This is a genomic window from Streptomyces sp. NPDC043861 (genome assembly GCF_056435905.1).
In genome coordinates this window covers 230,775-252,449 of the sequence record NZ_JBWKDP010000002.1, presented here as the reverse complement: position 1 = coordinate 252,449, position 21,675 = coordinate 230,775, and the positions used below count along the sequence as shown (strand labels likewise).

Sequence of the window (21,675 nt, the reverse complement as noted above, 5' to 3'; positions counted from 1 at the left end):
CCGTGCTGTGTCCGCCCTGCCCGGTTCATTCTCCCACCCGGTAAGGACGTACACACGGGCCTGTTAGTTCGCTCGCACGACAACCTCGCCGTTGTCGCTGCGTGCTGTGATGACATGCGGGCTCGCCGGGTCCTGCCGGACATCGACTGCGGTGTCGCCGTTGTCGGCGGTCGCGGTCACGTTGTACGCCTTCGACCCCGGCACCTCGACCATGACCGCGCCGTTGTCGCCGGTGATCTCCACGCGATCCGGCACGGCACTGAAGCCCAGTGCCACCTCTCCGTTGTCGGACGCCGTGGTCACGGTCCTGGAAGCAATGCGCTCCCCGGTGACCTTGCCGTTCCCGGAGACCAGATCCAGCGGCCCACTGGAGTCCCGTACGGTCACCGCGCCGTTGTCCGACCGCACCTTCAGCGCCGTGTCGAACCCGCTCGCGGTCACTTCCCCGTTGTCGTCCTGCACGGTGACCCCGACCCCTCGGGGCACCTTGACCGAATGCCGCGACTCGCAGTCACTCGACACGGCCCGGCACTCCACCCGCAAGGTCAGCGTCCCGTCGCGCAGCTCCCACACCGGCTCGGGGCCCTCCCCCATGAACACCCATCCGTCCACCTGCCGCTCCACCTCGATGTCCTTCACATCGGCGGGCACGAGCTCGAGCTCGGAGTTGTCGGCGTCGATCGTCAGCGTCTTCCCGGTGAACGGGAACGCCTTCCGCTCGACCGGAGCACCCTCCACATTCGCAGAGCCGCAGCCGGTGACGGCGAACGCAATGACCACAGCCCCGGCGACACTGACGGCCGCGCGGGTACGTGCGCGGGTACGGGTGCGGTAGGTGTTCACGGTGATCAATCCCCCAGGAGCCGAGCGTCGATGTCCCCAACACTAGGAACCCCGACCGCCCCCGACGATCCGGCCGCCCACCCACTCCGAGGTGGGGCTATCCCCCGGGTGCTCGGACATCTGGTTTGCGGCACCCACCCATGGGCCATGTACGCTGTTGCCTCATTCCGGGTGCGTAGCTCAGGGGTAGAGCGCTGCTCTTACAAAGCAGATGTCGGCGGTTCGAAACCGTCCGCGCCCACCAGCACAAAGGCCCCCAGCCGATCATGGTTGGGGGCCTTTGACATCCACGTCTGACATCAACGCGGGCGTTCAGTGCGTTGTGGCAAACCGGATCTTGTTCGAGCGGCAGCAGGTGATCGTCTGGACTGAGGTTCGGGTGCGGCCGCGGGCATGAGAGAACGGGCCCCTTGGTAGTGACGCGGTTACGACACCAGCACGACCAAGGAAGCCCGTTGCCTAATCAGTTGAGCAGTACCACTGTGCCTGCGTCCACTGCGGTCACCCCTGGGTGTGACTGCTACGTGCACCGGTTCGGTTCGCTCGCTCCTGGACGGCGGGCAGGCTGCTATCCGAGTGACATGACGGATGCGGAGTGGGCCGAGGTCCGCTCCGCGATGCCGGTGCCGGCCTGGCTCCTGAAGCGCGGCGGGCGTCCGGAGGCGTACTGTCACCGCGAGATGCTCGACGCTGTGCGCTACCTCGTCGACAACGGCGTGAAGTGGATGGCCATGCCGGCCGACTTCCCGTACTGGCGGGCTGTCTACGACTTCTTCCGGCGCTGGCGGGCCTGCGACCAACGACGCGAACGAGCGCGCATCCGCAGTGAGAAAGGTGTTCGCTGGGGAGGGCGTCGCACCACGATGGCGGCCTGAACGACTACACCTGCTCTTGATACACCCGGATCTCGGTCGGCCTGAGTCTGTAGATCGTTGCCCAGGCCGCTCGCTCGGTCAGTCCTTGCGCCCACTCTTCGAGATCGTCTCCGGCGTCGTGGAAGAACCACGCGTCGAGCTTCCGAGGGCCTCCAGCGCGGGCGCGAGGCCGTATCTGAGCTCGCAGTGGACCTGCACGTAATGGTCGTGATCGCCGTTGCTGTCGGAGATCTCGAACTGCCGGGTGAGGTCCAGCGTGAACGCTTGAGGGCCGTCGAAGGCGTGGGTCCCGTACTGGAACAGAAGACCGTCAGCGTCGGGTATGTCCGGGACGTCGAACAGCCGTCGGCCAAATCGGAGGAAGGCAAGCCAGAAGTCTTCCGTGACCAGATCGTCAAGCGCTCGCTGCCCTGACCCCAGTTCGCCCCCAAGCAATCCCACGGCCTCGTCCACCGACAGTCTCCGCGTCATACCCGACCTCCTCACCACCGCAGCCTCGCTCAGCGTACCGATCGAGCGATCACGAACCGAGGAAGATCGGACTTAACGTCCACTGAGGGCGTACTGTCGGATGCCCGTCGCCAAGGCACTGACGACAGGCCGGTCGTTCGGAGGGTGCCGGCAGCTGGTCCGGGGCATGACCAGGGGGCGCGCGGCGGCACCTCCCGAAAGGTGAGTTGGCGGAAGCTCCCCGGTGTCGGGCCGGTGCGGCACCGCAGGAATGCCTGCACTGTTACCTGCATTTCCGCGAGTTGTGCCCTGCGACCCGTTCACATGCCAGGCGAAGGGCGTGGCTGTGCCGCCGCAGGGCCTCGCGTCGGCTCCGGCCATAGAAGCAACACGCCGGGCAAGCCGCTGAGAGCCGAGCGCCGACCCTGCGGGGAGCGGTACCGCGGGGCGCTCGCCGCAGGGTGTGCGTCCTCAGCGCAGCGGCAGGAAGCGTCGGAATATGGGCACGGACACGGCGGCCACGGCCACGTGCATGACCATGAGCGTGGTGACGGCGCCCCAGGAGGTGCCAGGCTCGGAGTGGTTTAGGCCGACGATTACGTCCGGTACGAGTGAGGCGGTGACCGCTAGGGGCACGAGCGTGCGGAGCACTCGGGAGGGATTCGCGGCGCGCCAGCGGACGACCTGCCAGGCGAGTGCTCCGGCCAGGACGCCGATGACCGTCGCCGCGGCGTAGGAGCCCGGTGTGAGCGGCGGGAACTGCTGCGAGGCTCCAGCGGCGTGGGCGATCGCGGCTATTGCGGCGTTGACGAGCACGGACGCGGTCGCGGCGAGGACCACGGCTGCCGCGAGTCTGGCTGCGATGCGGTCGTTCGGTGCGGTCGCGGACGGAGCGTGAGCGTCCATGGGGACTCCAGGGGTGTGATGGGGTGATGGGTGGCCACGCCTGCGAAGTGGCCGAGGGGGTCGGTTGGCTCGCAGCGCCAATCGGCTCCGTTTCTACTTCCAGTGGCCGGCCTGCTCGACGTAGGCCTGGCCGGCGACTGGTTTGCCCTGGTAGGTGCCCGTCGCGGTGGAGGCGGACGCGTTGACGCCGCACTGCGTGGAGTGCTTGCGCGCTGTGACGTCGGTGATGTCCAGCGGTGCGCCGCCCTGCCTCGTGAGAGTGACGTCGTAGCCGTACTCGTGTCCTTGGGAGTAGAGGTGGCCCACGGTGCACCACCGCTCGTTTGAGCGCTCAGATGCGTTGCCTGGTCGGCTGGCAGGTGCACGAAGGTCGGAATGTCGGAAGCGGTGACAGCCGCGGGCTGCGGGACGGCGGCGCCACCGTGGTCGCTTGCGGCCGAGGTGACCGGAGAGCCCGCCGGTCAGCTCGGGTGATGGAACCTCGGGTGTCACCTTGTACTCCTCACGCTACGCGACAGAGGTACGTTTTTTGACGCATGTCGCATAACGTGACGCTAGGAAAGGGATTCGATTCGGGCAACGTCACATTGAGTCGGATGGTAGTTAGTGGACGAAAATACGGTGATGTCAAGCAAGCGCCCTCGCGACCGAAGGGTCCGGCGTACTCGGCGCCTGCTGCAGCAGGCGCTCCTCGAGCTGCTCGACGAAGAGCCGCTCTCAAAGCTCACCATCAGCCAGATCGCAGCCCGCGCCGACGTATCGCGGCAGGCGTTCTACCTGCACTTCAACTCGAAGGAGGAACTGCTGCTCAGCCACGTCGACGACGTCTTCGACGAGATCCGCGCCGCGGCGCTGCCCTCACCCAACCGGCGCGTCGGCGTCCAGGAACTGCTCGCCACGACCTTCAGCGAGTGGGCCGCGCATTCCGACTCACTCGCGCTCGCATTGCAGATCGAGGACAAGGACCACTTCATCGAGCGCGTCAGGCTCCATATCGGCGACCTTATGCAGGCGTTCGATCGGTACGGCCGGGAGGACACCAGCGCGTCACCAACGCACGAGTACCGAGAGTACGTGGCGGACTTCCTCGCCGGCGGCGTGTACATGCTGCTGCGCTCCTGGAGCCGCGACGGTCTCACCGTCCCCGCCGCGCAGATGGCAGAGTTCGTCTACAGCTTCCTGCCGGTACGACACCAGGCCGCTCAGCCGGGTCACAGCCAGGCGGCTTCCCCGGTCGGACGACCCCGGCGATGACACTCCCGCGCTCGGCGGAATGGACACTGAGCCTTTTCCATCTTCACTCTGAGCTGGCCAGATGCAGGGTGAGGACAGCCTGAGTGCTTTGTGGCAAAGGGAGTCCCTGTTCGATGAGCAGGGACTTCTTCGTGTGCGGGGCATGATCGCGACGGGGTGGGGCAGGCAGCGGACGGCTTGTTGTGGATCGAGGAGGGTGCGATGCCGTCGGTGCTGGGGTTGATGGAACAGCGTGAGGCGCGGGCGAGGCAGGATCTGGAGTCCTGGACCGAAGTCCTGGAGCAGGCTCAGGTCGAGGTGGATGCCGCGCGGGAGCGGGTCGAGCGGGCCCGGGTGGGGCGTGAGGAGCTCATGTCGGTTCTTGCCGGGGAGAGCCCGGTGAATGCGCCGGTTTCCGTGCCGTCCGGTGGTGAGATGGCTGCCCCGGTGGGATCGGGCGGCCCCGGCGCGGGGCATGGCGGGCGGCCGCCGGTGTGGGGGCCGGGCATGGGCGAGGAGGTGCTCAGCGGCCTGTATCGGGAGGTGTTCGCTGCGGTGGTGGCCGCTTCGGGGCCGGTGAACGGGGTGGAGCTGACGCGGGCGGTGGGCCGGGAGGCGGAGATCAAGAACGAGGTGGAGAAGATCCGGCACCGTGCCTACGTGCTGGAGAAGCGGGGCTGGCTGCTGCGGGCGGAGGACGGACGGTTTATGCCCGCGCCCGGGGCAGTCGGCCGGGACGCTTCTCCGGCCAGCGCGGAGCGTCCCCGGCCAGGCGCCTGGACAGCCTGATCACGGCGGCCCACCACACCATCTGGGCGTGGTGGTCGGGGCGTCGTTCGTGGTCGCGGTTGAGGCGGCGGGAGCGGGAGAGCCAGCTCAGCGTGCGCTCCACGACCCATCTGCGGGCCAGGACGACGAAGCCGCGTTGCCCGTCCAAGCGGCGTACGACCTCGACGCGCACCCCGTGACGGGCGAACGCCTCGGCCAGTGCGGGGCCCTGGTAGGCGCTGTCGACCCACACCAGCTTCAGCAGGCGGCCCGGCTGGTCCATGAACGTCTCCAGCAGTGTGGGGGCGGCCTTGGAGTCGTGCACATCGGCCGTGGTCACCGTCACCTCCAGGACCAGGCCCTCGGTGTCGGTCAGGATGTGGCGCTTGCGCCCGTCGCGTGACTTGCCGCCGTCGTATCCGCGGCTGTCCTCGGCGACGGTCTCGGAGGCGTCCACCGACTGACTGTCGATGACTCCCGCGCTGGGCTCGGTGTTGCGGCCTGAGCGTTCCCTCGCGGTGCGGCGCAGGCGTTCGTGCAGTTCACGCACGTAGTCGCAGGCCCGCCAGCGCCGGAAGAAGTCGTAGACAGCCCGCCAGTACGGGAAGTCGGCCGGCATGGCCATCCACTTCACGCCGTTGTCGACGAGGTAGCGCACAGCGTCGAGCATCTCGCGGTGACAGTACGCCTCCGGACGCCCGCCGCGCTTCAGGAGCCAGGCCGGCACCGGCATCGCGGAGCGGACCTCGGCCCACTCCGCATCCGTCATGTCACTCGGATAGCAGCCTGCCCGCCGTCCAGGAGCGAGCGAACCGAACCGGTGCACGTAGCAGTCACACCCAGGGGTGACCGCAGTGGACGCAGGCACAGTGGTACTGCTCAACTGATCAGGCAGCGGGCTTCCTTGGTCGTGCTGGTGTCGTAACCGCGTCACTACCAAGGGGCCCGTTCTCTCATGCCCGCGGCCGCACCCGAACCTCAGTCCAGACGATCACCTGCTGCCGCTCGAACAAGATCCGGTTTGCCACAACGCACTCACTCCCGGCCGGGCCGCCGCTTGAGCAGCCGGTCCATGTGGCTGACAGCCGCACGCTGCGTGTCCTGGCACCAGGGCCCTGATCGCGGCCGTGTTCGGGCCCATGCACGACAAGGAACTGCCGCAGGCAAGCCGCCTGCTGCCCGCTCTCGGGCCAGGGATACTGCTGCTGGCCGACCGGGGCTATGACGGTTTCGAAGCCATCCGAGACGCTGCGGCTACCGGCGCTGACCTGCTATAGAGAGTGCAATCCGGACGGCTGCTGCCAGTGATCCAGCCCTTGCCCGACGGAAGCCACCTCTCCCAGGTCCTCGATCGCCGATCCGCCGACCGTCTGGCCGCCTGGCAGCGCCGCGGACGGCGAACACCCCCGCCCGACCTGACCAAGGTGACCGTGCGCGTGGTCTCCTACCAGGTCAGCGTCACCACCGGCGACGGCCAACGGCGTTCCACATGCGTCCGGCTGATCACCACCCTGCTTGACCCCGACCGCCATCCCGCAGTCGAGCTGGCCGATCTCTACCACGAGCGATGGGAGATCGAGACCGCCTACTACGGACTGAAAGTCACTCTCCGCGGAGCGGACCGCGTCCTGCGCTCCCACACCGTTGAAGGCGTCGAGCAGGAGATCTACGCCCTGCTGACCGTCTTCCAGCTCGCCCGCACCGCGATCACCGACACCGCCAACAGCGCCGGAATCGACCCGGACCGCCTGTCCTTCACCATCGCCCTGCGCACCACACGCCACACCGTGATCACCGCCAGCGTCCCCACCCGCACCAGCCAGGCCCTGGCCGTCCTGCTCTACCCCCGCAACCTCACCACCAGGCACCGACGATCCCGCATCAGTCCCCGCTGCGTGAAGCGAACACTCTCGCCCTACGCCTACAACAAGACCGCCGGCAGCGTCGGACGCAAGACACCCGCCTCGATCACCATCACGCTCACACCACAGCCCACCCGGACAGGCACGGCAATGCCCTAACTTCCCGGTCTTGGGCTTTAGGCAGCCACCATGGGGCGAGCCTCGAAGATCGGGGCCCACATCGGGCTATTGCGGGCAGGTCCAGAGACTGCCCGAGTCGCGGCAAGCTTACGGGCCCCGATCTCTCGCCCCATGGCAGCTCCCGCCCAAAGCCGCTTCGCCGACCGGGTGGACTCCCTGCTGCAGACGCCGGACAACAGGGTTAGGGGCGCAGGCCGTGGACCCCTCGCGGGGTGCCGACGCCGGTGGGGCCGTCGTAGCCGCGGACAGCGGTGCACAGGTAGGTGCCGCCGCAGGAACCGGTGGAGCCTTCGGTGATGTCCCAGAACTTCCGGCGGTTGGCGTAGGGGTAGGAGTTGGGGCGGTCGCTCGGGCCTGGCTCGCCCGCCAGTGCGTAGAAGGCGGCGATCAGCGGGGAGGAGAGGCTGGTGCCACCCACCACCCCCCAGCCTCCGATGAACCCGAACGTGTCGTAGATGGCCAGACCTGTCGCTGGGTCGGCCACTGCGGAGACATCGGCGACGGTGCGGCGCGGGCAGAGGGGGTCGGTCTGGAACGGCGGCTTCGGCTGGAATTGGGAGCAGCCGGAGCTGGCAGCGGTCCAAGCGGATTCATACCAGCGGTACCGTTTGCGCTGCGCGCCCTGCACCCGTCCACGGATCCGGTCGAGGCGCGTCCCCCCTGCAGCGGTGACGTACGGAGAGGTGGCGGGCCACTGGGGGTCGGGGAAGCCCGAGTCTCCGGAGGCGGCGACGAAGGCGATGCCGGGGAAGTTGAAGAAGACGTTGAGAGGCACCTGCGGCGGGAGCTCTCCGCCACCCCAGCTCATGTTGATGTATTTCGCCCCCTGAGTGCGTGCCTGGGCCACGGCCGTGAGCAGGTCGCCAAGGGTGTCGTTGTTGGCTTCGACGAGCAGGATCTTGCACTTCGGGCAGGCGGCGCTGACGGCCTGGGTGTCGAGGGCGGTCTCGGTCGACCAGCCGAGGTCAGTGGGCGGCGGCGGTGGCGGTGGTGTGTTGCCGCCATTCTGATTGATCTTGCGGAAGCAGCCGTTGGCGGTGGTGCACGGCGGCAGCCGGAACTTCTTGCGGTAGACGGCCAGGTCGCTTTCGGCATTGGGATTGTCGAACGCGACGACGATCGCGACCGTGCGCCCTTTGCCCGCATACCGGGGAAGGTCGTAGGCGCTCCGGATGTCGGCGGGGCTGTAGCCTTCCGGCTTCCTGCCCCAGGACAGACTGGCTACCGCCGGGATATCAGTGCGGATCAGGGACAGACAGGCAGCGCGCCCCGGGGAAGGGGTGCACGAGCGGCGGTAGGTGACGTCCGCTCCCGCCGCTGGTGCCGTAAGCGGCTGCCGCTGGTCCCCGGAGTCAGCTGCGCGGGCTTCGCCACCGCTGGGGACGAAAGCCAGACTCGCCACTAGGGGCACGGACGCCAGGAATGACCACAGAGTTCGCGCAGGTCGCATGACGCTCCTTCAAAAGCCCCGGATGCCCGGTGGATCCGACCTGGCATCATCGGCATTCCCGATCCAGGACCAGTCGGAGCGACACGCGGACCGTCTCAGATGCAGCAGCGGTCTCACCTCTGCGGCTCAGCTAGCGGACAGGCACGAACAGCAATAGCGTTTTAGGTTGCAGGCGTTCCCGTACGGACGGGGAACACCGGGGACTCTCGGGCCACCACAGCAGCAGCGGCACAAAGCGCTTGATCAGAATCTCCGCAGGTCAGATCCAACCCGCGTACGGGGCTCCGGAGCCGTGTGCCGTCCGTGCTCCCGTCTGCGTTGGTTTGCGCCTTCCCTGGCCTGGCCGGCGGGGGCATCATTCCGGCGTCCGATCGGGTGTCGACGCCGGACACGAGAGGGGTAGATGACGCAGTCGAGGTGGAGGGCGAAGCGAAGATGCGGAAGCTCCGGAAGAAGCGGTGACCGAGTCCCGACTTGCAGGGGCTGCCATCCACGCCTGACATCAACGAGGGCGAACGCATGCAGCTCCAGGCGGTCCCGCTTGGCGGCCGAAGCGGGGGTGAGCTCGGCAAGTGCGGCGCGCTGAGCGAACTTACAAAGCAGTTGTCGGCAGTTGCCACGTCGTCGAGGATGGGGCTATGAGCGACGATTTGGTGGAGTTTCTACGCGCGCGCCTGGACGAGGAAGCCGAGCTGGCCGGCCAGTGCGACGGCGACGGCTGCGGAGAGTGGATGGCCCGCGGTGACACAGTGGACTTCTGCCAGATGGATGTGTCCGGCTTCCATCCGACCATTGCCCGACACGTCGCCCTCCACAATCCCGCTCGCGTCCTCCGCGAGGTCGAAGCCAAGCGTCGCGTCCTGGCCCGACATCAGCTCAGCCCCGCCGGCGGCGACCCCGAGCTGCCTTGGGACAACCGCGACGACTGCCAGTACGACGGGGATGAATGGCCATGTCCCGACCTCCTGGACTTGGCTCTTCCCTACGCCGACCATCCCGACTACCGGAAGCACTGACAGCCGCACCAGAAGCGCACCAGTAGGGCGGCACCCCGCGGTCAATCACGGACAGAGCGGCAGGCCCCCCTGTAACCGCACAAGGGTTCCGACCGCAGGTCAGAGGGTGTTCGGTACGAGATCGCCGGTGATTCCCAAGCTCAGGGTCCAGGCACGGTCAGTACGGTCGAGGGATCTTGTGCGCGTCCAGCGCAGCGGAGTAGCGCATCAGCAGCGCGTCGAGGTCGGCCAAAAGAAGGCCGGCGGTTTCGCGAGCCCCGGCCACGTCGCCCTGATCGAAGGCTTCCACCACCTCAGCTGTATCGCTGCGAAGGACGGAGAGAGTGTCGCCCTGGATGAGTACACCGGGGAACCGTCGACCGGGCAGGCGCACCACAGCGTTGTTCCCACCGTCCGTGAGCAGCTCGGCCTCAACACGTTCCATGAGGCCATCCAACCTGACATCACCAGGTGATATCAACGACAGCGGACAGGCACGGCGTTGGGCGATCGTGAGCGGCCAGGTCGTGCGCAGAGAAGCCCGAGACTGGGGCCATCGGAAACCAGCAGCAATCTGCTGGCCAGAACGTCTCGCGCCCTCCACGATGGCCGTCATGGACCGGTTGCAGGATAGTGCTTGGCAGTACGTGGCAGAGGTACTCCACTGCGAGGATCTCCCGATGCTCGCTGCGCACGCGCTCGTTGACGGCCACGACACGCCTGCTCTGCGTGAGCTGGCCGGCCTACCGCGCCGGAGCGATGCGACCGAGATACGCGAGCTGTACCTCCAGGCGCTGGGTGAACTCGGCGTGCCCCTTCCTGACGAGGAGACGGCCGGCCGACGCCTCCTCGTAAGCCTCGCGTTCGGTCTCGTGCAAGGCGAGCTGAGCCCTAGGGAAGTGGCCGGCCAGCTATCGATAACGGTCGCGGCTCACACCCAGGAGGAAACGCATTTCCTCTCTATCGCAGCGGAGTACAGCGAATGGATCGGACCGGACGATCTGCCAGCCTGGGAACACGATCTACAAGCCGCAGCCCAGTTGTTGGCAGCTTCTACCGAGCTTGGTCCCAGCATTCGCGTACCAGGTTCGCGACAGGACTGACCCTCTGGCCTCGGCGCGCTCTCGTGCCAGATCCGTGCCAGATCGAGCGGTCAACCACGGTCACTCGAAGCTGCGAGCGGTGCAAACACCGTGCGCTAGATCCAACGTCGTCGCGCGCAAGGTGACCTGCGAGGAGGCATTCGAGCGCGGTGCCAGGCTTACAAAGCAGATGTCGGCGGTTCGAAACCGTCCGCGCCCACCAGCACGAAGGCCCCAACCGATCATGGTTGGGGGCCTTTGACATCCACATCTGACATCAACGCGGGCGTTCACTCATGGCCGGGCCGCCGCTTGAGCAGCCGGTCCATGTGGCTGACAGCCTCGCGCTGCGTGTCCTGAACGACGTGCGTGTACACGTTCATCGTCACCGCGATCTGACTGTGCCCGAGGATCTCCATCACGACGCGGGGAGCCACCCCGGCCGCGGTCAGCAGGGTCGCGCAGCCGTGCCGGGCGTCGTGCAGCCGGATGACGCGGAGGCCGGCGGAGTCGGCGACCCGAGTGAACGAGCGGTACAGGTTGCGCGGCTCGATCGGTTGACCGGTGCGCGTGATGAAGACGTAGCCGGTCTCGCTCCAGTCGGCCCCCGCCCGACCGCGCTGAGCAGCCTGACGCATGCGCTGCCGGCGCAGGGGAGCGATGCAGATCGTCCCGCTCGGCCCGACCGCCGGCCGCACGCCTGACGGCTCGGGTTGATGGGTGACGAACCCACGAGGTGGCCAGGGCGGTACGCGAGTTCAGCTCAAGACGATGCCAGGGCCCGCAGCCACAGGCGGCGGAAGTTGTTCCGGCGAAGCTGCCCGCCGCGCGCCCCGGTGAACACCAGCCCGGTGCGGCCCGGCTCTGCGTAGGCGTCGAGATGCGCGGCCAGCTCGGCTGTCAGCGAGGCCGGGAAGGCCACGGTGGGCACACCGGCCGCACTCTTGGGCGTCTGGACCACGATGCCGTCCGTCCGCGTCTCCGCCAGAGCACGCCGCGGGCTGCCCCGACACGTCGACGCCCGGTTGCGGACGCTGCCCTCTCCGGAACAACGAAGAGACCACCCGTCCGGCCGGGTGGTCTATTCGTTCTAGGGCCTGTCCGACGGGTCGCGTCACCGACCCCGCACCCGACACCACTGTCACCCGAATGGAGCAATATGGCGTGCCACCCATATGGGTGAAGATCAAGCTGACTAGTGCCCCAACCGAGGCAATCCATGAAAGGGGAACCAAATGCGCCTTCGACGAATCCTCGCCGCCGTCGTCACCACGGCAGCCCTGGCCGGACTCGGCCTCACAGGCGCCGCCACCGCCACCGCCGCACAGGGTGCCCCATCCGACGTCACCCCTTCTGAGTGCAAGCAGGGCGGCGGAACGCCCGATCTGGCGGACAACCTCTGCAAGGGCGGCACGCACGACGGGGAGAAGATCGACTGAACCCCACACGGCGCCTCGCAGCCACGCGCCGCGGGGCGCTCTCGCGCGAGCGTAGCCGGGAGAGTCGCAGGGACTGTGCCGTCCCGTCGGGCACGCTAGGTCCGAGGCGGCCCGGAAGCACGCGGAAGGCGGGAGGTCCCTAAGTCCGTCGCGCGCGAGCGCAGCGAGCTGCCAAGGTTTGCGCGGCCGTAGGCCGCACCTTCTCCGGTCGGAGATCGCGGTGCGGCTCGGAATCGCCGAGGGCGAACTGTGTGTCCGGACGACGTACGAGTTCCTGGCGGACGGCAGGCCAGTGCAGCTGTCGACGAGTCGGGAGCCGTACGACCTCACCGCGGGCACTCTCGTCGTCCTCCCTGAGGGAGGGCCCCACGCGGGGGCGGGCGTTGTGAACCGCATGGCCGTAATCGGGGTCACCGTCAGCCATGCCGTGGAGCAGCCGGAGCCAAGGCAGGCGACTGCCGAGGAGGCATCACTGCTCGGCATCCAGAAGGCCGCGCTCGTCACGCACATCGGCGGACATACTGCAGCGACCAGGGGCGGCCCGTGGAGACGGCGGACACCTTGGTGCCCGTCGCTATTGCGAGATCGTCTATGAGATCCCGGTCAACCTTTAGCGGGCGGGCGACCGGCGGCGCGTTGGATCTTTGAATGCCAGGCCTCAGGCGTGCCCCACGCGTGCCCCTTCCGTGCCCAACAGACCGGGAAACCACGCGACCCCGGAGCAGCAGGCTCGCCCCGCCGGGCGGGGCGCGGCCAAACGTCCCCGCCCAACGTGGTCACGGAGTGGGTCTGAGGCCTGTCTGTCTGAAGCCGTCGGTGGTCGGGCCGGCGACGGCGTCCGCGTCGGTCAGCGGGTGCGGAGACGGCTGGTGTACACGTCCGTACGGTTCTGTGGTGCGCCGGAGTGGGTCTTGGTGAGCACCGCCCGTACTCCCTTGCCGTCTGCCGCCAGGCCTTGGTAGTCGCCGAGGAAGTAACCCCCGGAGAATGGCGCCTGCAGCCAGTCGAAGACCCGCGAGATCTGTCGTTCGGTCCGGAGCTTCGGGTTTCCGTGCCGCAGCGTGGCCAGTTGGTAGGCGGTGGGCAGGGTGGTGGTGTTGCCGGGCTTGAGGAAGCGCAGGTCGTAGTAAGTGAGCGCGACCGTGCCCCGCTCGGTGACCGCGATCGACGGTGAGAAGGCCGGAACGCCCTTGGGGCTGATCAGCTCCGGGGTCCCCCAGGTGCGTCCGCCGTCGGTGGACCGCACAAGCTGGACGGAGTTGAACTTTCCACCGGAGAAGTCCGAGCCCTCGTAGGCCATGTACAGCGTGCCTGTCCTGGGGTCGACGGCCGGGCTCGGCAGGGTGGCCGCGGCGCGCAGCAGTCTGGTGGTGTCGTTCGGGTCGACCTCCGGTACGGAGGTGTCCCGGGCCACCGTGACCGGGGCGCTCCAGGTCTCTCCGGCGTCGGTTGAGGTGACCACCTCGTAGCGGGCTTCGACGACGGTGCTCAGGTCGTCGGAGTAGGTGATCCGGTCGAAGAAGTCGTACAGGGTGCCGGTGGACCGGTCGGCGACGATCAGATGGCCGATGGTCTGGGTGTTGGGCACGGTGCTGGTGTCGACGAACGGCCTGGCCTTGCTCCAGGTGCGGCCGCCGTCGCGGGTGAGGGAGATGTAGCCGGGACCGTCGAGGGAGCTGGGGCCGGGTGGGTCGTTGTCGAGGCGATTCCAGACCTGGTAGGCGGTGCCCTTGCGGATCGGGTCGGCGGTGAGTGAGGGCTTGTCGTTGAAAAACGGCTGCTCGTCGACGTGCGTGGTGGTGAGGTTCTGCCAAGTGCGGCCGCCGTCGCGGGACGTGACTGCCAGGAGGGCGCTTCGCGTGCTCTTCGTGAAGTCGACGCCCTCCCCGCCGGCGTAGACCGTGCCGTCCGGTCCGGTGCTCACCCAGGGGTCGGAGGCCCGTTCGTAGTCCGCGCCGCCGGGGGCGCACAGGCTGAACGGCAGCGTGCTCCGGTGAAAGGTGTGGCCGTCCGTGGTCCAGCTGGCCGCCAGGCCACGGGCGCCGCCGTCGTTCCAGCGGTCCTGCTGGAACACGGTGACCACGCGCTTGGGGTCGCGCGGATCGACGGACAGGTACGGCTCGACCTCGGTGGCAGGGTAGACGATGCTGTCGGGGAACCTCGCTCCGATGGTGCACTTCGCGTACGGGTCGCCGTGGGACACCTTGACCAGTGGTGTGCCGTCCTGGTTCCGGTCTGCTGCGGCGGGAGTCGCGCCGGTGACCGTGACGAGCAGGAGCGCGGCGGTGGTGACGGCGGTCAGGGGCAGGAAGACGCGCATGCGGGAACTCCTCCGGGCCTGTCGGCCGGTGTACTGGACCGCCGTCATCGGGGCGGCCTGGGGCGCGGAGGCGTACCGGAACGCGAGGGTGGGGCGGCTCCACTTAGTCCTTTTCGGCGTTGCAGCCGGTGCCTTTGATGGGCCGAACGACGGAGTCATCCCCGGGGTCGTCGAGGGGCACGGCGGAGCCGACCGGCGGGTGCACCGTGCCGGTCGGCTCCTTGGTCGTGCTGTTACGGCGCCGTCTCGTAGGTCCCCGGAGAGGGCCGTGGGCCGCGTGCCGGTTGGCGGTGCCGGCGGGGTCGGCCTTGACTCAGACGGGTTGGAACGGGATGACCTGCTGGACTGGAAGAACCCAAGTTTCTTGGGGCTGCAGGAACAAAGAATGTTCTTCGTCTGCTGGCTGTACAGCGGCTTCGCCCCACGCTGACCAGCGAAAACGGCGGTCGGTGCGGCTTCTTGGGCGGGCTGGTCCGGAAATGGTCCGGATCTTGGGACGCTGGGGAGGGGCGCTGCCGTCGACGCCTGCCTCGGGGCCGCCGTACCCGCGACATCGCGCGCGCCCACAGCGTCCCGGTCCGGTGTGGCGACATGCTGGAGACCGGCATGGGCCGCGCCGCCCTCACGGCCCTGCCGGGCTTTGCTCTGCCCGGCGACACCTTGGCCTCCCATCGGCGCTCGCCGTGAAGTGCCACCGCAGTGGTGGCCCAGCACCTCGCCGGGAAGCGAAGGCCGGCCGCCTCCCCGGCCGAGCTCCCCGGCCGAGCCGCGCCCGGCGGTGTGCAGGGGCCAGGCCGGGCGGGACGCTGGACCGTCCGATCCACCTGGTCGGCCGGACGGGCCGGCTGCCGCGCTTCGCGCAATCGCAGTAACTCAGCGCGGCCGCCCCCCGGATGCCCAGGACGGGCGGGGGAGAGGATGCGACGCTGGAGTGAGGGGCCCGCGAGTGGAGGTCCGAGTGCGTCTCATCCGGTCCGGAGCCCTCTCCTTCGGCCTAGCGGCCATGTCCCGGTGCGGCTCAATGGATGCGACGCAGAATCGTGTGGTCAGTCTGTGAGTCCGCCGGCCGGGGCACCACTCACCGAGCGTCACCAGGCGGCCTCACCGCGTGGATCCGGCCCGCCGGGACCAGGACCGCGCGACCAACCCGGAAGGCAGGTGCGTCCCATGCGCACGTCGACCCGTATCGCCGGTGCCGTCACCGGCCTGACCCTCACCCTCGGTGGTGCGGTCCTCGCCGCTCCCGCGGTCCGGGCGGACATCTCCGCCTGCACAAAGATGGCCGAACTGGCCGGTGCCACCGCTTCCGACTCCGTCACAGCGGCCTGCAGCCGTGGCGCGGTCGGAGACCTGCAGAGTTGTGTGACCGGGCTGACCGGGGCCGGAGTGGCGGGCGGCGCCGCGACCGGTGCCTGCCGGGCGGCGGCCCACGAACCGCGTTAGAGGACCGCGCGGGGCAGCCGCCCGCCGGCACCGGTCGGAGGCAGGTACGGCCCGTCTCCTTCTCAACCCCCGGCCTGCCCGGACACAACGCGGCCCCGGTGGGCAGTCTCGACGCCAAGGACATCGACGTCGCCCCGCTCCTACCGACGCGCACGCGGCGTACCGATGCGGCCGGTCGAGGTCGGTGACGTCATGCCTCTCCGAGGCCGAGCAGTCACCGCCCGGGCGCGGCGGCCAGCCTCGCCTCGCGGGCCTCATGCGGAGCGCCCATGCTGAGTAAGAGGCGCCGTCGTCTTGAGACTTGTCCTTCCCGAAGGCCGAACGAAGGCGCCTGAGAGGAGGAGGAATCATGCGCATGCGAAGAATCCTGGGCCTCGCCCTGGCCGCGGCAACCCTTGCCGGCGTGAGCGCCGTCGGCGCTGTCAGCGCCGGGGCCGCCTCGTCTCCGAACATCTCCAGAGACGACTGCACGGCCGCCGGCGGACAGATCGTTTCACGCCCCTACGCCGGCGACGTCTGCGCGCTGCCTGACGGGACCACGCAGGCGATCACTTGACCGGTCGGCGCACGGCTGGGCAACCAGTCCGGCCGGTGCACCCGGCGCGGCGGGTATGGAGTGACGGCACCCGGTCCACCATCGGGTGGATCGCCCGCGCCGGTGCCGCCGGCAGCGTTGGTGGGCTCGTCACGATACTGCTTGCCTCATAGTCTGCGCGCTGGGCGTGCTCCGTCCCTGACGGCGGGCCCTGCGGGAACCCGCGCCAGCCTCAGGTGAGTGTTCAACTGCGTGACAACGCCGTCGAACAACGGCGGACGAGCACGGACGCCTGCGGACCATCAGCGCAGGTGAGGGACGCACCCACCCAAGGCGGATGCTCCAGAGGCGCCCGGGCCGACACTCCTGCCTTCGTCCCACTGCAGGAGCCAGCCCGATTCGCGGCCAGCGCAAGGGGCCATGATTCTCTCGCCCCGTGGCAGCTCCCGCCGTAGCCGCTCCACCGACCTCGATCATGAGCGTGGCCCCGTTACCGCTGCCAGGGCAGTGTCTCGATCGCGGCGATGTCGCCGGCCGCGAGGAGCCCGAACAGCCGCAGGACTTCAGCGCGGCCGACCGGGCTCAGCTGGCCGGGGATCACGGAGTCGTCCTCGATGTTCTCCCACACCAGCAGGCCACTGGTGAACGCGCTGAGGGACCAGCCGGACTCATGGGACAACGACACATCCGGATGCTCGTCGTCGGCGTCCGCCAGGCCATCCAGGACCTGGCGCATGGTCTCCGCGTCGGGTTCATCAACCGTTCCGCCCATGACGTCGTACATGAAATAGCTCATACCGTCGATTACCTCATGCGGCGATCCGCATGACAGCCCGCGCCGTGCCTCTTGCGTGCCCGATCAAGCGGGGAGCCACGGGAGAGACGGGAACAGCGGCGCGTGGTCCCGTAAGGCGCAGCTCAGCCGGGCGCCCGGTCAGCCGCCATCCGCATCCGGGATCTTCCGGACTGGTCACCTCTGAGCGGCATTCGGTCACCGAATCAGGGCGACGACCGCTGCCTCGATGGGTTCGATGTCCGGATCACCGTCATCTGAGGTATCGACTTCAACGATGGCATCGACTCCACCCGGCGGATCGAAAATCGACCGCTTCATCTCGCCTCGCCGGAACTGGGATGAGAGCTGTCGGTCGACTGCCCCGCCTACGGCCGCCCGGGCGCGGAGGCGCTCGTCGATGACCGATTCGCGGGCGACGACGTGAACAGCGAGCACTCGGGCATCACATGCGAGCAGCGCATCCAGCAGCTTGTGCGACAACACGGAGGACTCCACGACGAAGCTCACCCCTGAGGACGCGAGCAGCCGGGCTGCGTTGACCATCACGGTCTCGGCGCGGAGGCTCAAAGGGCCGCCGGCTATGTGGAAGTCCGGGTTGAGCTGAACACCGCCGTCCTCGGCGACGGAAGCGGAGGACAGCCCGAGACCGACCTTGATCTCATCCCGGGTCAGGAACGGCACACCGAGGCGGCGCGCCGTTGCGCAGGCAACGGTGGTCTTTCCGGCCCCCGGGGACCCGCATACGGCGACCACCACCGGCCGTTCCCGCCTCAACATCCGTCGATCCTGCCGGATCTCGACCGTGCTGTCCACGAGCCGATCATGGTCAGCCGAGCAGCTCTCAGCGACGGGGCCGCTGCAGGTGAGAGGGATCCCGGCGCTGTGCACGCGGTCCAGGACGGCAGCGAGCCGTCCCGCGGTCAGTCAGAAGTGAGCCAACTGCGCAGCGGCCCATGGCTTTTCTGTGATCTCGGCACTGGCTTCCGTGAGAAGCGGCTGACGGATAATGATGATCAGCTGTGTATGGGACTGTGCACAGGCTCATAGCTGCGATGGCCCGATGATGGCTGTGTCAACTGGGGGAAAAATGCGTATAGGGGTGTACCTCGCACACCCGCGGCCGGGGAGCTTCAATCACGCGGTATTCGACGCCGTTGTGGAGGAGCTGCGCGGGCGAGGGGCCACGGTATTGGCGCATGACCTGTGCGCTGAAGGGTTCACACCGTCGCTGTCCGCCGATGAGACGGGGACGGTCGAGGCAGCGGCACATGCTCACGACACGCAGGTGGCGCTGCACCGAACAGAGGTGGCCACACTCGATGCCATGGTGTTCGTCCACCCGAACTGGTGGGGTATGCCGCCCGCTGTCCTTACGGGCTGGGTGCAGCGCGTACTTGCGCCTGGCGTCGCCTACAAGCTGGGTACCGCGGAGGGTGAACCCGCTGGGCTCCTGAAGGCAGGCAGGGCTCTCGTGCTGAACACTTCCGACACTCCCGCCGACCGGGAAGAGTGCGAGTTCGGCGACCCCCTGCAGAGAATCTGGACGGCATGTGTCCTTCCGTACGTGGGAGTATCCGATGTGCGCCGGGTCGTGTTCCGAACCGTCACCGACTCAGCCGATGAAGAACGCGTGGCCTGGCTTGCCCACGCACGCCAGCAGGCAGCCGCACTCTTGGCCTGAGCCGGTAGCGAGCTCTGTGGTGCGTCGGAGGGGCGAGCTTTGCCCCGAGTCGTTGTTGTGGGCGACGGACAGCGCTCCGGAGGCGACAACGACCGCTGGTCTGACCATGATTGGCCAATGCCCGAGTTCAGCTGACCGGACCGCTCCCTGGTGCCGGCCTCGGATGTCATGGACCGGAGTTGGCCAGCAACGGCCGCCGCACTGCCCCCGTGGATCTCATGTCGGCGGTCGCGTCACCGGCCGACAGCCGTTCGGCGTGTTCCTTCCGCTTGATGGCGTGCCGAATGCAGTCGCCCTTGCCGAGATCACCGCCATGCCTCACCGTATTGAGCGGCCTGCCATGGGTGCTGCCGTCGCCGGTGAGGTGATCCGGCACACGGATCACAACCGTCAGGTGAAGATCCGCCTCGATGAATGGAACGTGCCCGGCTGATCACCTCGGGCGAGCGCGGGTTCGATTCCGTCACCCGCTCCAACGACCAAGGCCCTGGGCAGGGGATATGACCCCCAACCCAGGCCCTTGTGCTGTCTGGACCCCTCTACGCCCCGCGACGCACCGCTTCCGCGCCACTTGGGCCCTCTGCCAGCGGGGCAGAGCCCTTCTTCCGAGCGGCCCGGACTGATTGCTGGTCGATCAGCGCGGCGGCGAGCAATTCCCGCATGCGTTCCATGTCCTGTGGCGCGCTCAAGCCACGCTTGGGCAGTAGCAGCACTCCGGCGCCCCATACATCCGGGGTGAGCAGCACGAAGACCCGGCGACTCTCGACGCAGCGCCCGTAGAACTCCCAACCCGTGTGGTTCGTATGGCGCGCGGACACAGTGCCGATCCCTGATCGGTCGACCGTGACGCGATGTTCGCCCAGGTGCCTGGCGTATCCGAGCAGGCCCAGAGCCATCAGCCAGCGGAACGCGATCACGATGACGAAGGCAGTCGCAGCGAGCCGCAATACCCCCAGGGCAGGGGAGTCGATGCCCTTGGCCGCAAAGTTGATCGCGATCACCAGGCCGAGGAAGATGCCCACGGCCCACAGGACGCGATAAGCCCACCGGCCAACCGGACTGTGCCGCATCTGAAGCTTCAACCCGTCGGATATCTCCCGCAGTGTCACCGTGTACGTGAACTGCACGGATACGTCGGCGGTCATACGTCCTCCCCAGAGCTGATGGAGGGATCGTACTGGTAGGCGATCTATCGCCACCCCGCCCACCGCAGTCGGATGGCACACTTCGATGAGACCTGCGCACCAGACGCTCGGGGGCCGCCGGGAACGCCCCAACTCCTGCTCCCCGTACACCTCTACCGCGCGGACGCCTGCCCGGAAGTGGCGGGGGCGCGGTGATCTCATCGCTTCTCGGCCGGGTGGCTCTGTCGCGGTGATGGCTCGAGTGGGATTGCACCGCGCGCTCCGCGCCCGTAAATGCGACGGGCATGAGCATCGCTCTGCCTGACGATGGGGGGATGCCTCTCGAGCAGCGATCAGCACCCTCAGCCTGCGCCACGTCGTCCCGGACCCCGACGCCTGGTCGCACTGGGTGCAGGTGCGCGCGTTCATCGACGGCCGGGATGTGGTGAAGGAGGTCCACCCCGAGGGGCTGGCCGGCTGCCACGACGAATGGGCCGGCCCGGCGCAGGCCTGGCCGTTGGCAGCGACGGAGGACCCGCGGCGCATCGTTCTGTCCGAGCCCGACTGCACTCCCGGGTGCTGCGGAGCCCTCTACGTCACGATCCGCCGCCAGGGCGACCGGGTGATCTGGTCGTCCTGGGAGAACACCAGCCACATCGACTCCCTGCCTGCCAGGGACTTCCACTTCGACGCCGCCCAGTACGACGCCGAACTGGCGCGCGCGGCAGCAGACGTGAGTTGGGAGCAACCGGTGGACACCGTCGCCCGGATCCTGACGCAGACCTTTGCGGACAGCGGTTGGTTCGAAAAGTGGGATTGCGTCCTGGAAAGGGTGGACCCCTGCCGCGAGTCGCCCTGGAGCGTGGACGTGTACTTCAGCAGCTGCACGCACCACCCGGGCGAGCGCCCGACCCGGTTCTGGCACGAACTGCTCGTCACCCAGGACGAACCTGCCGAGGAGCAGGCGCAGCGCCTTGTTGCGCAGATCCTCGCGGACGACCCCCGCAAGACCGCCGAGGTGTGCGATGACTGACGCGCCCGGATGCGACAGCACTTGAGGCGCGGCTGCATTCGGCGTGATCCGTAAGCTGTGGTCGACGTGAACGCTGAGGGCGGACAGAGACCGTCTGCCGGGTCTGCGGCTCCGACGGACGGGGTTCCTGAGGGGAGCCGGCTGGGTGGGGCACGAGGCCAGGACCGTGCGCCGATCATCGGCGCCCGGTGTGGCTGGTGGCTCCAGGGCTCGGGGGACGTCTGGGGATGTCTGGGGACGTCTCTATGCTCCGCCCCGGGCACGGGCCTCGGCTTCTGCTTCGGCCACGGCGATCTCGATGCTGAGTGCTTTGGCGATGTTGCCGGCTGCCGTCATGACGCGGGCTGTGCCCACGATGGGCGCGATGGCGACCAGGACGTCCTGCAACTGGTCGGCGGTCAGGCCGGCCTGGAGGGCGGGGTCGATGTGGGCGACGTAGGAGATCGGCGGAGCGTCCGAGGCGGCGAGGGCCGCGATGCGGGTGAGCATGAACATGTCCGGGGCCAGCCCGCACCGCTCGATCGAGTCGACCGACATCGCGGCGAGGGTGTCCAGTACCGGGGTCTCAGATGCTGTGGCCATGGCAGGTCGTCTCCTGATGGTCTCGTGACGAGGATCGGCGGCGGAAGCAACGTGGGCTCCGCATCTCGGTGCAGCGTC

The 21,675-nt window shown here is 68.2% G+C and carries 24 protein-coding genes, 1 tRNA gene and 3 pseudogenes; 14 read left to right on the top strand and 14 right to left on the bottom strand.

Annotation, left to right across the window (positions count from 1 at the left end):
* Nucleotides 1–63: 63 nt before the first annotated feature.
* Complete coding sequence (locus AC068D_RS05660) at nucleotides 64–852, bottom strand: DUF4097 family beta strand repeat-containing protein (RefSeq protein ID WP_478821673.1); 789 nt, start codon at nucleotides 850–852, stop codon at nucleotides 64–66.
* Nucleotides 853–1,012: 160 nt separating this feature from the next.
* Between AC068D_RS05660 and AC068D_RS05655 the strand changes: the two genes are divergently transcribed.
* A tRNA-Val gene (locus AC068D_RS05655) sits at nucleotides 1,013–1,087 on the top strand.
* Nucleotides 1,088–1,424: 337 nt separating this feature from the next.
* Nucleotides 1,425–1,634, top strand: a pseudogene (locus tag AC068D_RS05650) (transposase); the annotation flags it as partial.
* 162 nt (nucleotides 1,635–1,796) lie between these two features.
* Here AC068D_RS05650 and AC068D_RS05645 read toward each other — a convergent pair.
* The 3 genes from AC068D_RS05645 to AC068D_RS05635 all read right to left on the bottom strand — a co-directional run bounded on the left by AC068D_RS05645 (nucleotide 1,797) and on the right by AC068D_RS05635 (nucleotide 3,380).
* The gene (locus AC068D_RS05645; RefSeq protein WP_478821672.1) at nucleotides 1,797–2,189 is read right to left on the bottom strand and encodes a hypothetical protein; all 393 of its coding nucleotides are present in this window, start codon (nucleotides 2,187–2,189) and stop codon (nucleotides 1,797–1,799) included.
* A 450-nt stretch (nucleotides 2,190–2,639) separates the two neighbouring features.
* Nucleotides 2,640–3,074 (bottom strand): DUF6069 family protein, encoded by a 435-nt coding sequence (locus AC068D_RS05640; RefSeq protein ID WP_478821671.1) that lies wholly within the window; start codon nucleotides 3,072–3,074, stop codon nucleotides 2,640–2,642.
* Nucleotides 3,075–3,167: 93 nt separating this feature from the next.
* Nucleotides 3,168–3,380: a hypothetical protein gene (locus AC068D_RS05635; protein ID WP_478821670.1), complete on the bottom strand. Its 213-nt coding sequence runs from the start codon at nucleotides 3,378–3,380 to the stop codon at nucleotides 3,168–3,170.
* Nucleotides 3,381–3,698: 318 nt separating this feature from the next.
* On the opposite strand from AC068D_RS05635, the gene AC068D_RS05630 reads away from it, so the two are divergent.
* Nucleotides 3,699–4,328: a TetR/AcrR family transcriptional regulator gene (locus tag AC068D_RS05630; protein ID WP_478821669.1), complete on the top strand. Its 630-nt coding sequence runs from the start codon at nucleotides 3,699–3,701 to the stop codon at nucleotides 4,326–4,328.
* Nucleotides 4,329–4,529: 201 nt separating this feature from the next.
* Nucleotides 4,530–5,096, top strand: coding sequence for a hypothetical protein (locus tag AC068D_RS05625; protein ID WP_478821668.1), 567 nt, complete (start codon nucleotides 4,530–4,532; stop codon nucleotides 5,094–5,096).
* Here AC068D_RS05625 and AC068D_RS05620 read toward each other — a convergent pair.
* Nucleotides 5,014–5,844, bottom strand: coding sequence for an IS5 family transposase (locus AC068D_RS05620; RefSeq protein ID WP_478821667.1), 831 nt, complete (start codon nucleotides 5,842–5,844; stop codon nucleotides 5,014–5,016). The two genes, AC068D_RS05625 and AC068D_RS05620, sit on opposite strands and share 83 nt — an antisense overlap.
* A 547-nt stretch (nucleotides 5,845–6,391) precedes the next feature.
* On the opposite strand from AC068D_RS05620, the gene AC068D_RS05615 reads away from it, so the two are divergent.
* Nucleotides 6,392–7,096, top strand: a complete 705-nt coding sequence (locus AC068D_RS05615) for a hypothetical protein (protein ID WP_478821666.1) — start codon at nucleotides 6,392–6,394, stop codon at nucleotides 7,094–7,096.
* Nucleotides 7,097–7,298: 202 nt separating this feature from the next.
* Here AC068D_RS05615 and AC068D_RS05610 read toward each other — a convergent pair whose 3' ends face one another.
* Entirely contained in the window at nucleotides 7,299–8,567 is a 1,269-nt protein-coding gene (locus tag AC068D_RS05610) for a S53 family peptidase (protein WP_478821665.1), read from the bottom strand.
* A 638-nt stretch (nucleotides 8,568–9,205) separates the two neighbouring features.
* Between AC068D_RS05610 and AC068D_RS05605 the strand changes: the two genes are divergently transcribed.
* The gene (locus AC068D_RS05605; protein ID WP_478821664.1) at nucleotides 9,206–9,583 is read left to right on the top strand and encodes a DUF6221 family protein; all 378 of its coding nucleotides are present in this window, start codon (nucleotides 9,206–9,208) and stop codon (nucleotides 9,581–9,583) included.
* A 157-nt stretch (nucleotides 9,584–9,740) separates the two neighbouring features.
* Here the strand turns inward: AC068D_RS05605 and AC068D_RS05600 are convergent, their stop codons facing one another.
* On the bottom strand, nucleotides 9,741–10,007 hold the full coding sequence (locus AC068D_RS05600) for a DUF6959 family protein (RefSeq protein WP_478821663.1): 267 nt from the start codon (nucleotides 10,005–10,007) through the stop codon (nucleotides 9,741–9,743).
* Nucleotides 10,008–10,176: 169 nt separating this feature from the next.
* Here AC068D_RS05600 and AC068D_RS05595 point away from each other — a divergent pair, with 169 nt between their 5' ends.
* Nucleotides 10,177–10,665 (top strand): hypothetical protein, encoded by a 489-nt coding sequence (locus tag AC068D_RS05595; protein ID WP_478821662.1) that lies wholly within the window; start codon nucleotides 10,177–10,179, stop codon nucleotides 10,663–10,665.
* A gap of 269 nt (nucleotides 10,666–10,934) precedes the next feature.
* Here the strand turns inward: AC068D_RS05595 and AC068D_RS05590 are convergent.
* Together AC068D_RS05590 and AC068D_RS05585 are read right to left on the bottom strand one after the other, a co-directional pair.
* Nucleotides 10,935–11,315, bottom strand: a pseudogene (locus AC068D_RS05590) (tyrosine-type recombinase/integrase); the annotation flags it as partial.
* 92 nt (nucleotides 11,316–11,407) lie between these two features.
* A complete protein-coding gene (locus AC068D_RS05585; RefSeq protein ID WP_478821661.1) occupies nucleotides 11,408–11,605 on the bottom strand; it encodes a hypothetical protein in 198 nt (65 codons plus the stop codon).
* Between the two features lie 274 nt (nucleotides 11,606–11,879).
* On the opposite strand from AC068D_RS05585, the gene AC068D_RS05580 reads away from it, so the two are divergent.
* Nucleotides 11,880–12,083: a hypothetical protein gene (locus tag AC068D_RS05580; RefSeq protein ID WP_478821660.1), complete on the top strand. Its 204-nt coding sequence runs from the start codon at nucleotides 11,880–11,882 to the stop codon at nucleotides 12,081–12,083.
* A gap of 208 nt (nucleotides 12,084–12,291) precedes the next feature.
* Nucleotides 12,292–12,697, top strand: a pseudogene (locus AC068D_RS05575) (UTRA domain-containing protein); the annotation flags it as partial.
* Nucleotides 12,698–12,930: 233 nt separating this feature from the next.
* On the opposite strand, the gene AC068D_RS05570 reads toward AC068D_RS05575, so the two are convergent.
* Nucleotides 12,931–14,403, bottom strand: a complete 1,473-nt coding sequence (locus AC068D_RS05570; protein ID WP_478821659.1) for a sialidase family protein — start codon at nucleotides 14,401–14,403, stop codon at nucleotides 12,931–12,933.
* Between the two features lie 1,167 nt (nucleotides 14,404–15,570).
* Between AC068D_RS05570 and AC068D_RS05565 the strand changes: the two genes are divergently transcribed.
* A complete protein-coding gene (locus AC068D_RS05565; RefSeq protein ID WP_478821658.1) occupies nucleotides 15,571–15,846 on the top strand; it encodes a hypothetical protein in 276 nt (91 codons plus the stop codon).
* A 349-nt stretch (nucleotides 15,847–16,195) separates the two neighbouring features.
* Nucleotides 16,196–16,402 (top strand): hypothetical protein, encoded by a 207-nt coding sequence (locus tag AC068D_RS05560; protein ID WP_478821657.1) that lies wholly within the window; start codon nucleotides 16,196–16,198, stop codon nucleotides 16,400–16,402.
* A gap of 469 nt (nucleotides 16,403–16,871) precedes the next feature.
* Here the strand turns inward: AC068D_RS05560 and AC068D_RS05555 are convergent, their stop codons facing one another.
* Entirely contained in the window at nucleotides 16,872–17,177 is a 306-nt protein-coding gene (locus AC068D_RS05555; protein WP_478821656.1) for a hypothetical protein, read from the bottom strand.
* 195 nt (nucleotides 17,178–17,372) lie between these two features.
* A complete protein-coding gene (locus tag AC068D_RS05550) occupies nucleotides 17,373–17,990 on the bottom strand; it encodes a P-loop nucleotide/nucleoside kinase family protein (RefSeq protein WP_478821655.1) in 618 nt (205 codons plus the stop codon).
* A 274-nt stretch (nucleotides 17,991–18,264) separates the two neighbouring features.
* Between AC068D_RS05550 and AC068D_RS05545 the strand changes: the two genes are divergently transcribed.
* Both AC068D_RS05545 and AC068D_RS05540 read left to right on the top strand, forming a co-directional pair.
* Entirely contained in the window at nucleotides 18,265–18,858 is a 594-nt protein-coding gene (locus AC068D_RS05545; RefSeq protein ID WP_478821654.1) for an NAD(P)H-dependent oxidoreductase, read from the top strand.
* Between the two features lie 256 nt (nucleotides 18,859–19,114).
* Nucleotides 19,115–19,291, top strand: coding sequence for a hypothetical protein (locus AC068D_RS05540; protein ID WP_478821653.1), 177 nt, complete (start codon nucleotides 19,115–19,117; stop codon nucleotides 19,289–19,291).
* 106 nt (nucleotides 19,292–19,397) lie between these two features.
* Here the strand turns inward: AC068D_RS05540 and AC068D_RS05535 are convergent, their stop codons facing one another.
* A complete protein-coding gene (locus AC068D_RS05535; protein ID WP_478821652.1) occupies nucleotides 19,398–20,003 on the bottom strand; it encodes a YcxB family protein in 606 nt (201 codons plus the stop codon).
* A 394-nt stretch (nucleotides 20,004–20,397) separates the two neighbouring features.
* On the opposite strand from AC068D_RS05535, the gene AC068D_RS05530 reads away from it, so the two are divergent.
* The gene (locus tag AC068D_RS05530) at nucleotides 20,398–21,015 is read left to right on the top strand and encodes a hypothetical protein (protein WP_478821651.1); all 618 of its coding nucleotides are present in this window, start codon (nucleotides 20,398–20,400) and stop codon (nucleotides 21,013–21,015) included.
* A 243-nt stretch (nucleotides 21,016–21,258) separates the two neighbouring features.
* On the opposite strand, the gene AC068D_RS05525 is transcribed toward AC068D_RS05530, so the two are convergent.
* Nucleotides 21,259–21,597, bottom strand: coding sequence for a carboxymuconolactone decarboxylase family protein (locus tag AC068D_RS05525; RefSeq protein WP_478821650.1), 339 nt, complete (start codon nucleotides 21,595–21,597; stop codon nucleotides 21,259–21,261).
* Nucleotides 21,598–21,675: the final 78 nt, after the last annotated feature.

Excerpts from the sequence above, each read along its gene's own strand:
- AC068D_RS05640 (WP_478821671.1), bottom strand. The coding sequence starts at position 3,074 with ATGGACGCTCACGCTCCGTCCGCGACCGCACCGAACGACCGCATCGCA.
- AC068D_RS05570 (WP_478821659.1), bottom strand. The coding sequence starts at position 14,403 with ATGCGCGTCTTCCTGCCCCTGACCGCCGTCACCACCGCCGCGCTCCTG.
- AC068D_RS05630 (WP_478821669.1), top strand. The coding sequence starts at position 3,699 with ATGTCAAGCAAGCGCCCTCGCGACCGAAGGGTCCGGCGTACTCGGCGC.
- AC068D_RS05645 (WP_478821672.1), bottom strand. The coding sequence starts at position 2,189 with ATGACGCGGAGACTGTCGGTGGACGAGGCCGTGGGATTGCTTGGGGGC.
- AC068D_RS05600 (WP_478821663.1), bottom strand. The coding sequence starts at position 10,007 with ATGGAACGTGTTGAGGCCGAGCTGCTCACGGACGGTGGGAACAACGCT.
- AC068D_RS05555 (WP_478821656.1), bottom strand. The coding sequence starts at position 17,177 with ATGAGCTATTTCATGTACGACGTCATGGGCGGAACGGTTGATGAACCC.
- AC068D_RS05595 (WP_478821662.1), top strand. The coding sequence starts at position 10,177 with ATGGACCGGTTGCAGGATAGTGCTTGGCAGTACGTGGCAGAGGTACTC.
- AC068D_RS05625 (WP_478821668.1), top strand. The coding sequence starts at position 4,530 with ATGCCGTCGGTGCTGGGGTTGATGGAACAGCGTGAGGCGCGGGCGAGG.
- AC068D_RS05565 (WP_478821658.1), top strand. The coding sequence starts at position 15,571 with ATGCGCACGTCGACCCGTATCGCCGGTGCCGTCACCGGCCTGACCCTC.
- AC068D_RS05545 (WP_478821654.1), top strand. The coding sequence starts at position 18,265 with ATGCGTATAGGGGTGTACCTCGCACACCCGCGGCCGGGGAGCTTCAAT.
- AC068D_RS05605 (WP_478821664.1), top strand. The coding sequence starts at position 9,206 with ATGAGCGACGATTTGGTGGAGTTTCTACGCGCGCGCCTGGACGAGGAA.
- AC068D_RS05535 (WP_478821652.1), bottom strand. The coding sequence starts at position 20,003 with ATGACCGCCGACGTATCCGTGCAGTTCACGTACACGGTGACACTGCGG.
- AC068D_RS05525 (WP_478821650.1), bottom strand. The coding sequence starts at position 21,597 with ATGGCCACAGCATCTGAGACCCCGGTACTGGACACCCTCGCCGCGATG.
- AC068D_RS05580 (WP_478821660.1), top strand. The coding sequence starts at position 11,880 with ATGCGCCTTCGACGAATCCTCGCCGCCGTCGTCACCACGGCAGCCCTG.
- AC068D_RS05560 (WP_478821657.1), top strand. The coding sequence starts at position 16,196 with ATGCGCATGCGAAGAATCCTGGGCCTCGCCCTGGCCGCGGCAACCCTT.
- AC068D_RS05610 (WP_478821665.1), bottom strand. The coding sequence starts at position 8,567 with ATGCGACCTGCGCGAACTCTGTGGTCATTCCTGGCGTCCGTGCCCCTA.
- AC068D_RS05620 (WP_478821667.1), bottom strand. The coding sequence starts at position 5,844 with ATGACGGATGCGGAGTGGGCCGAGGTCCGCTCCGCGATGCCGGTGCCG.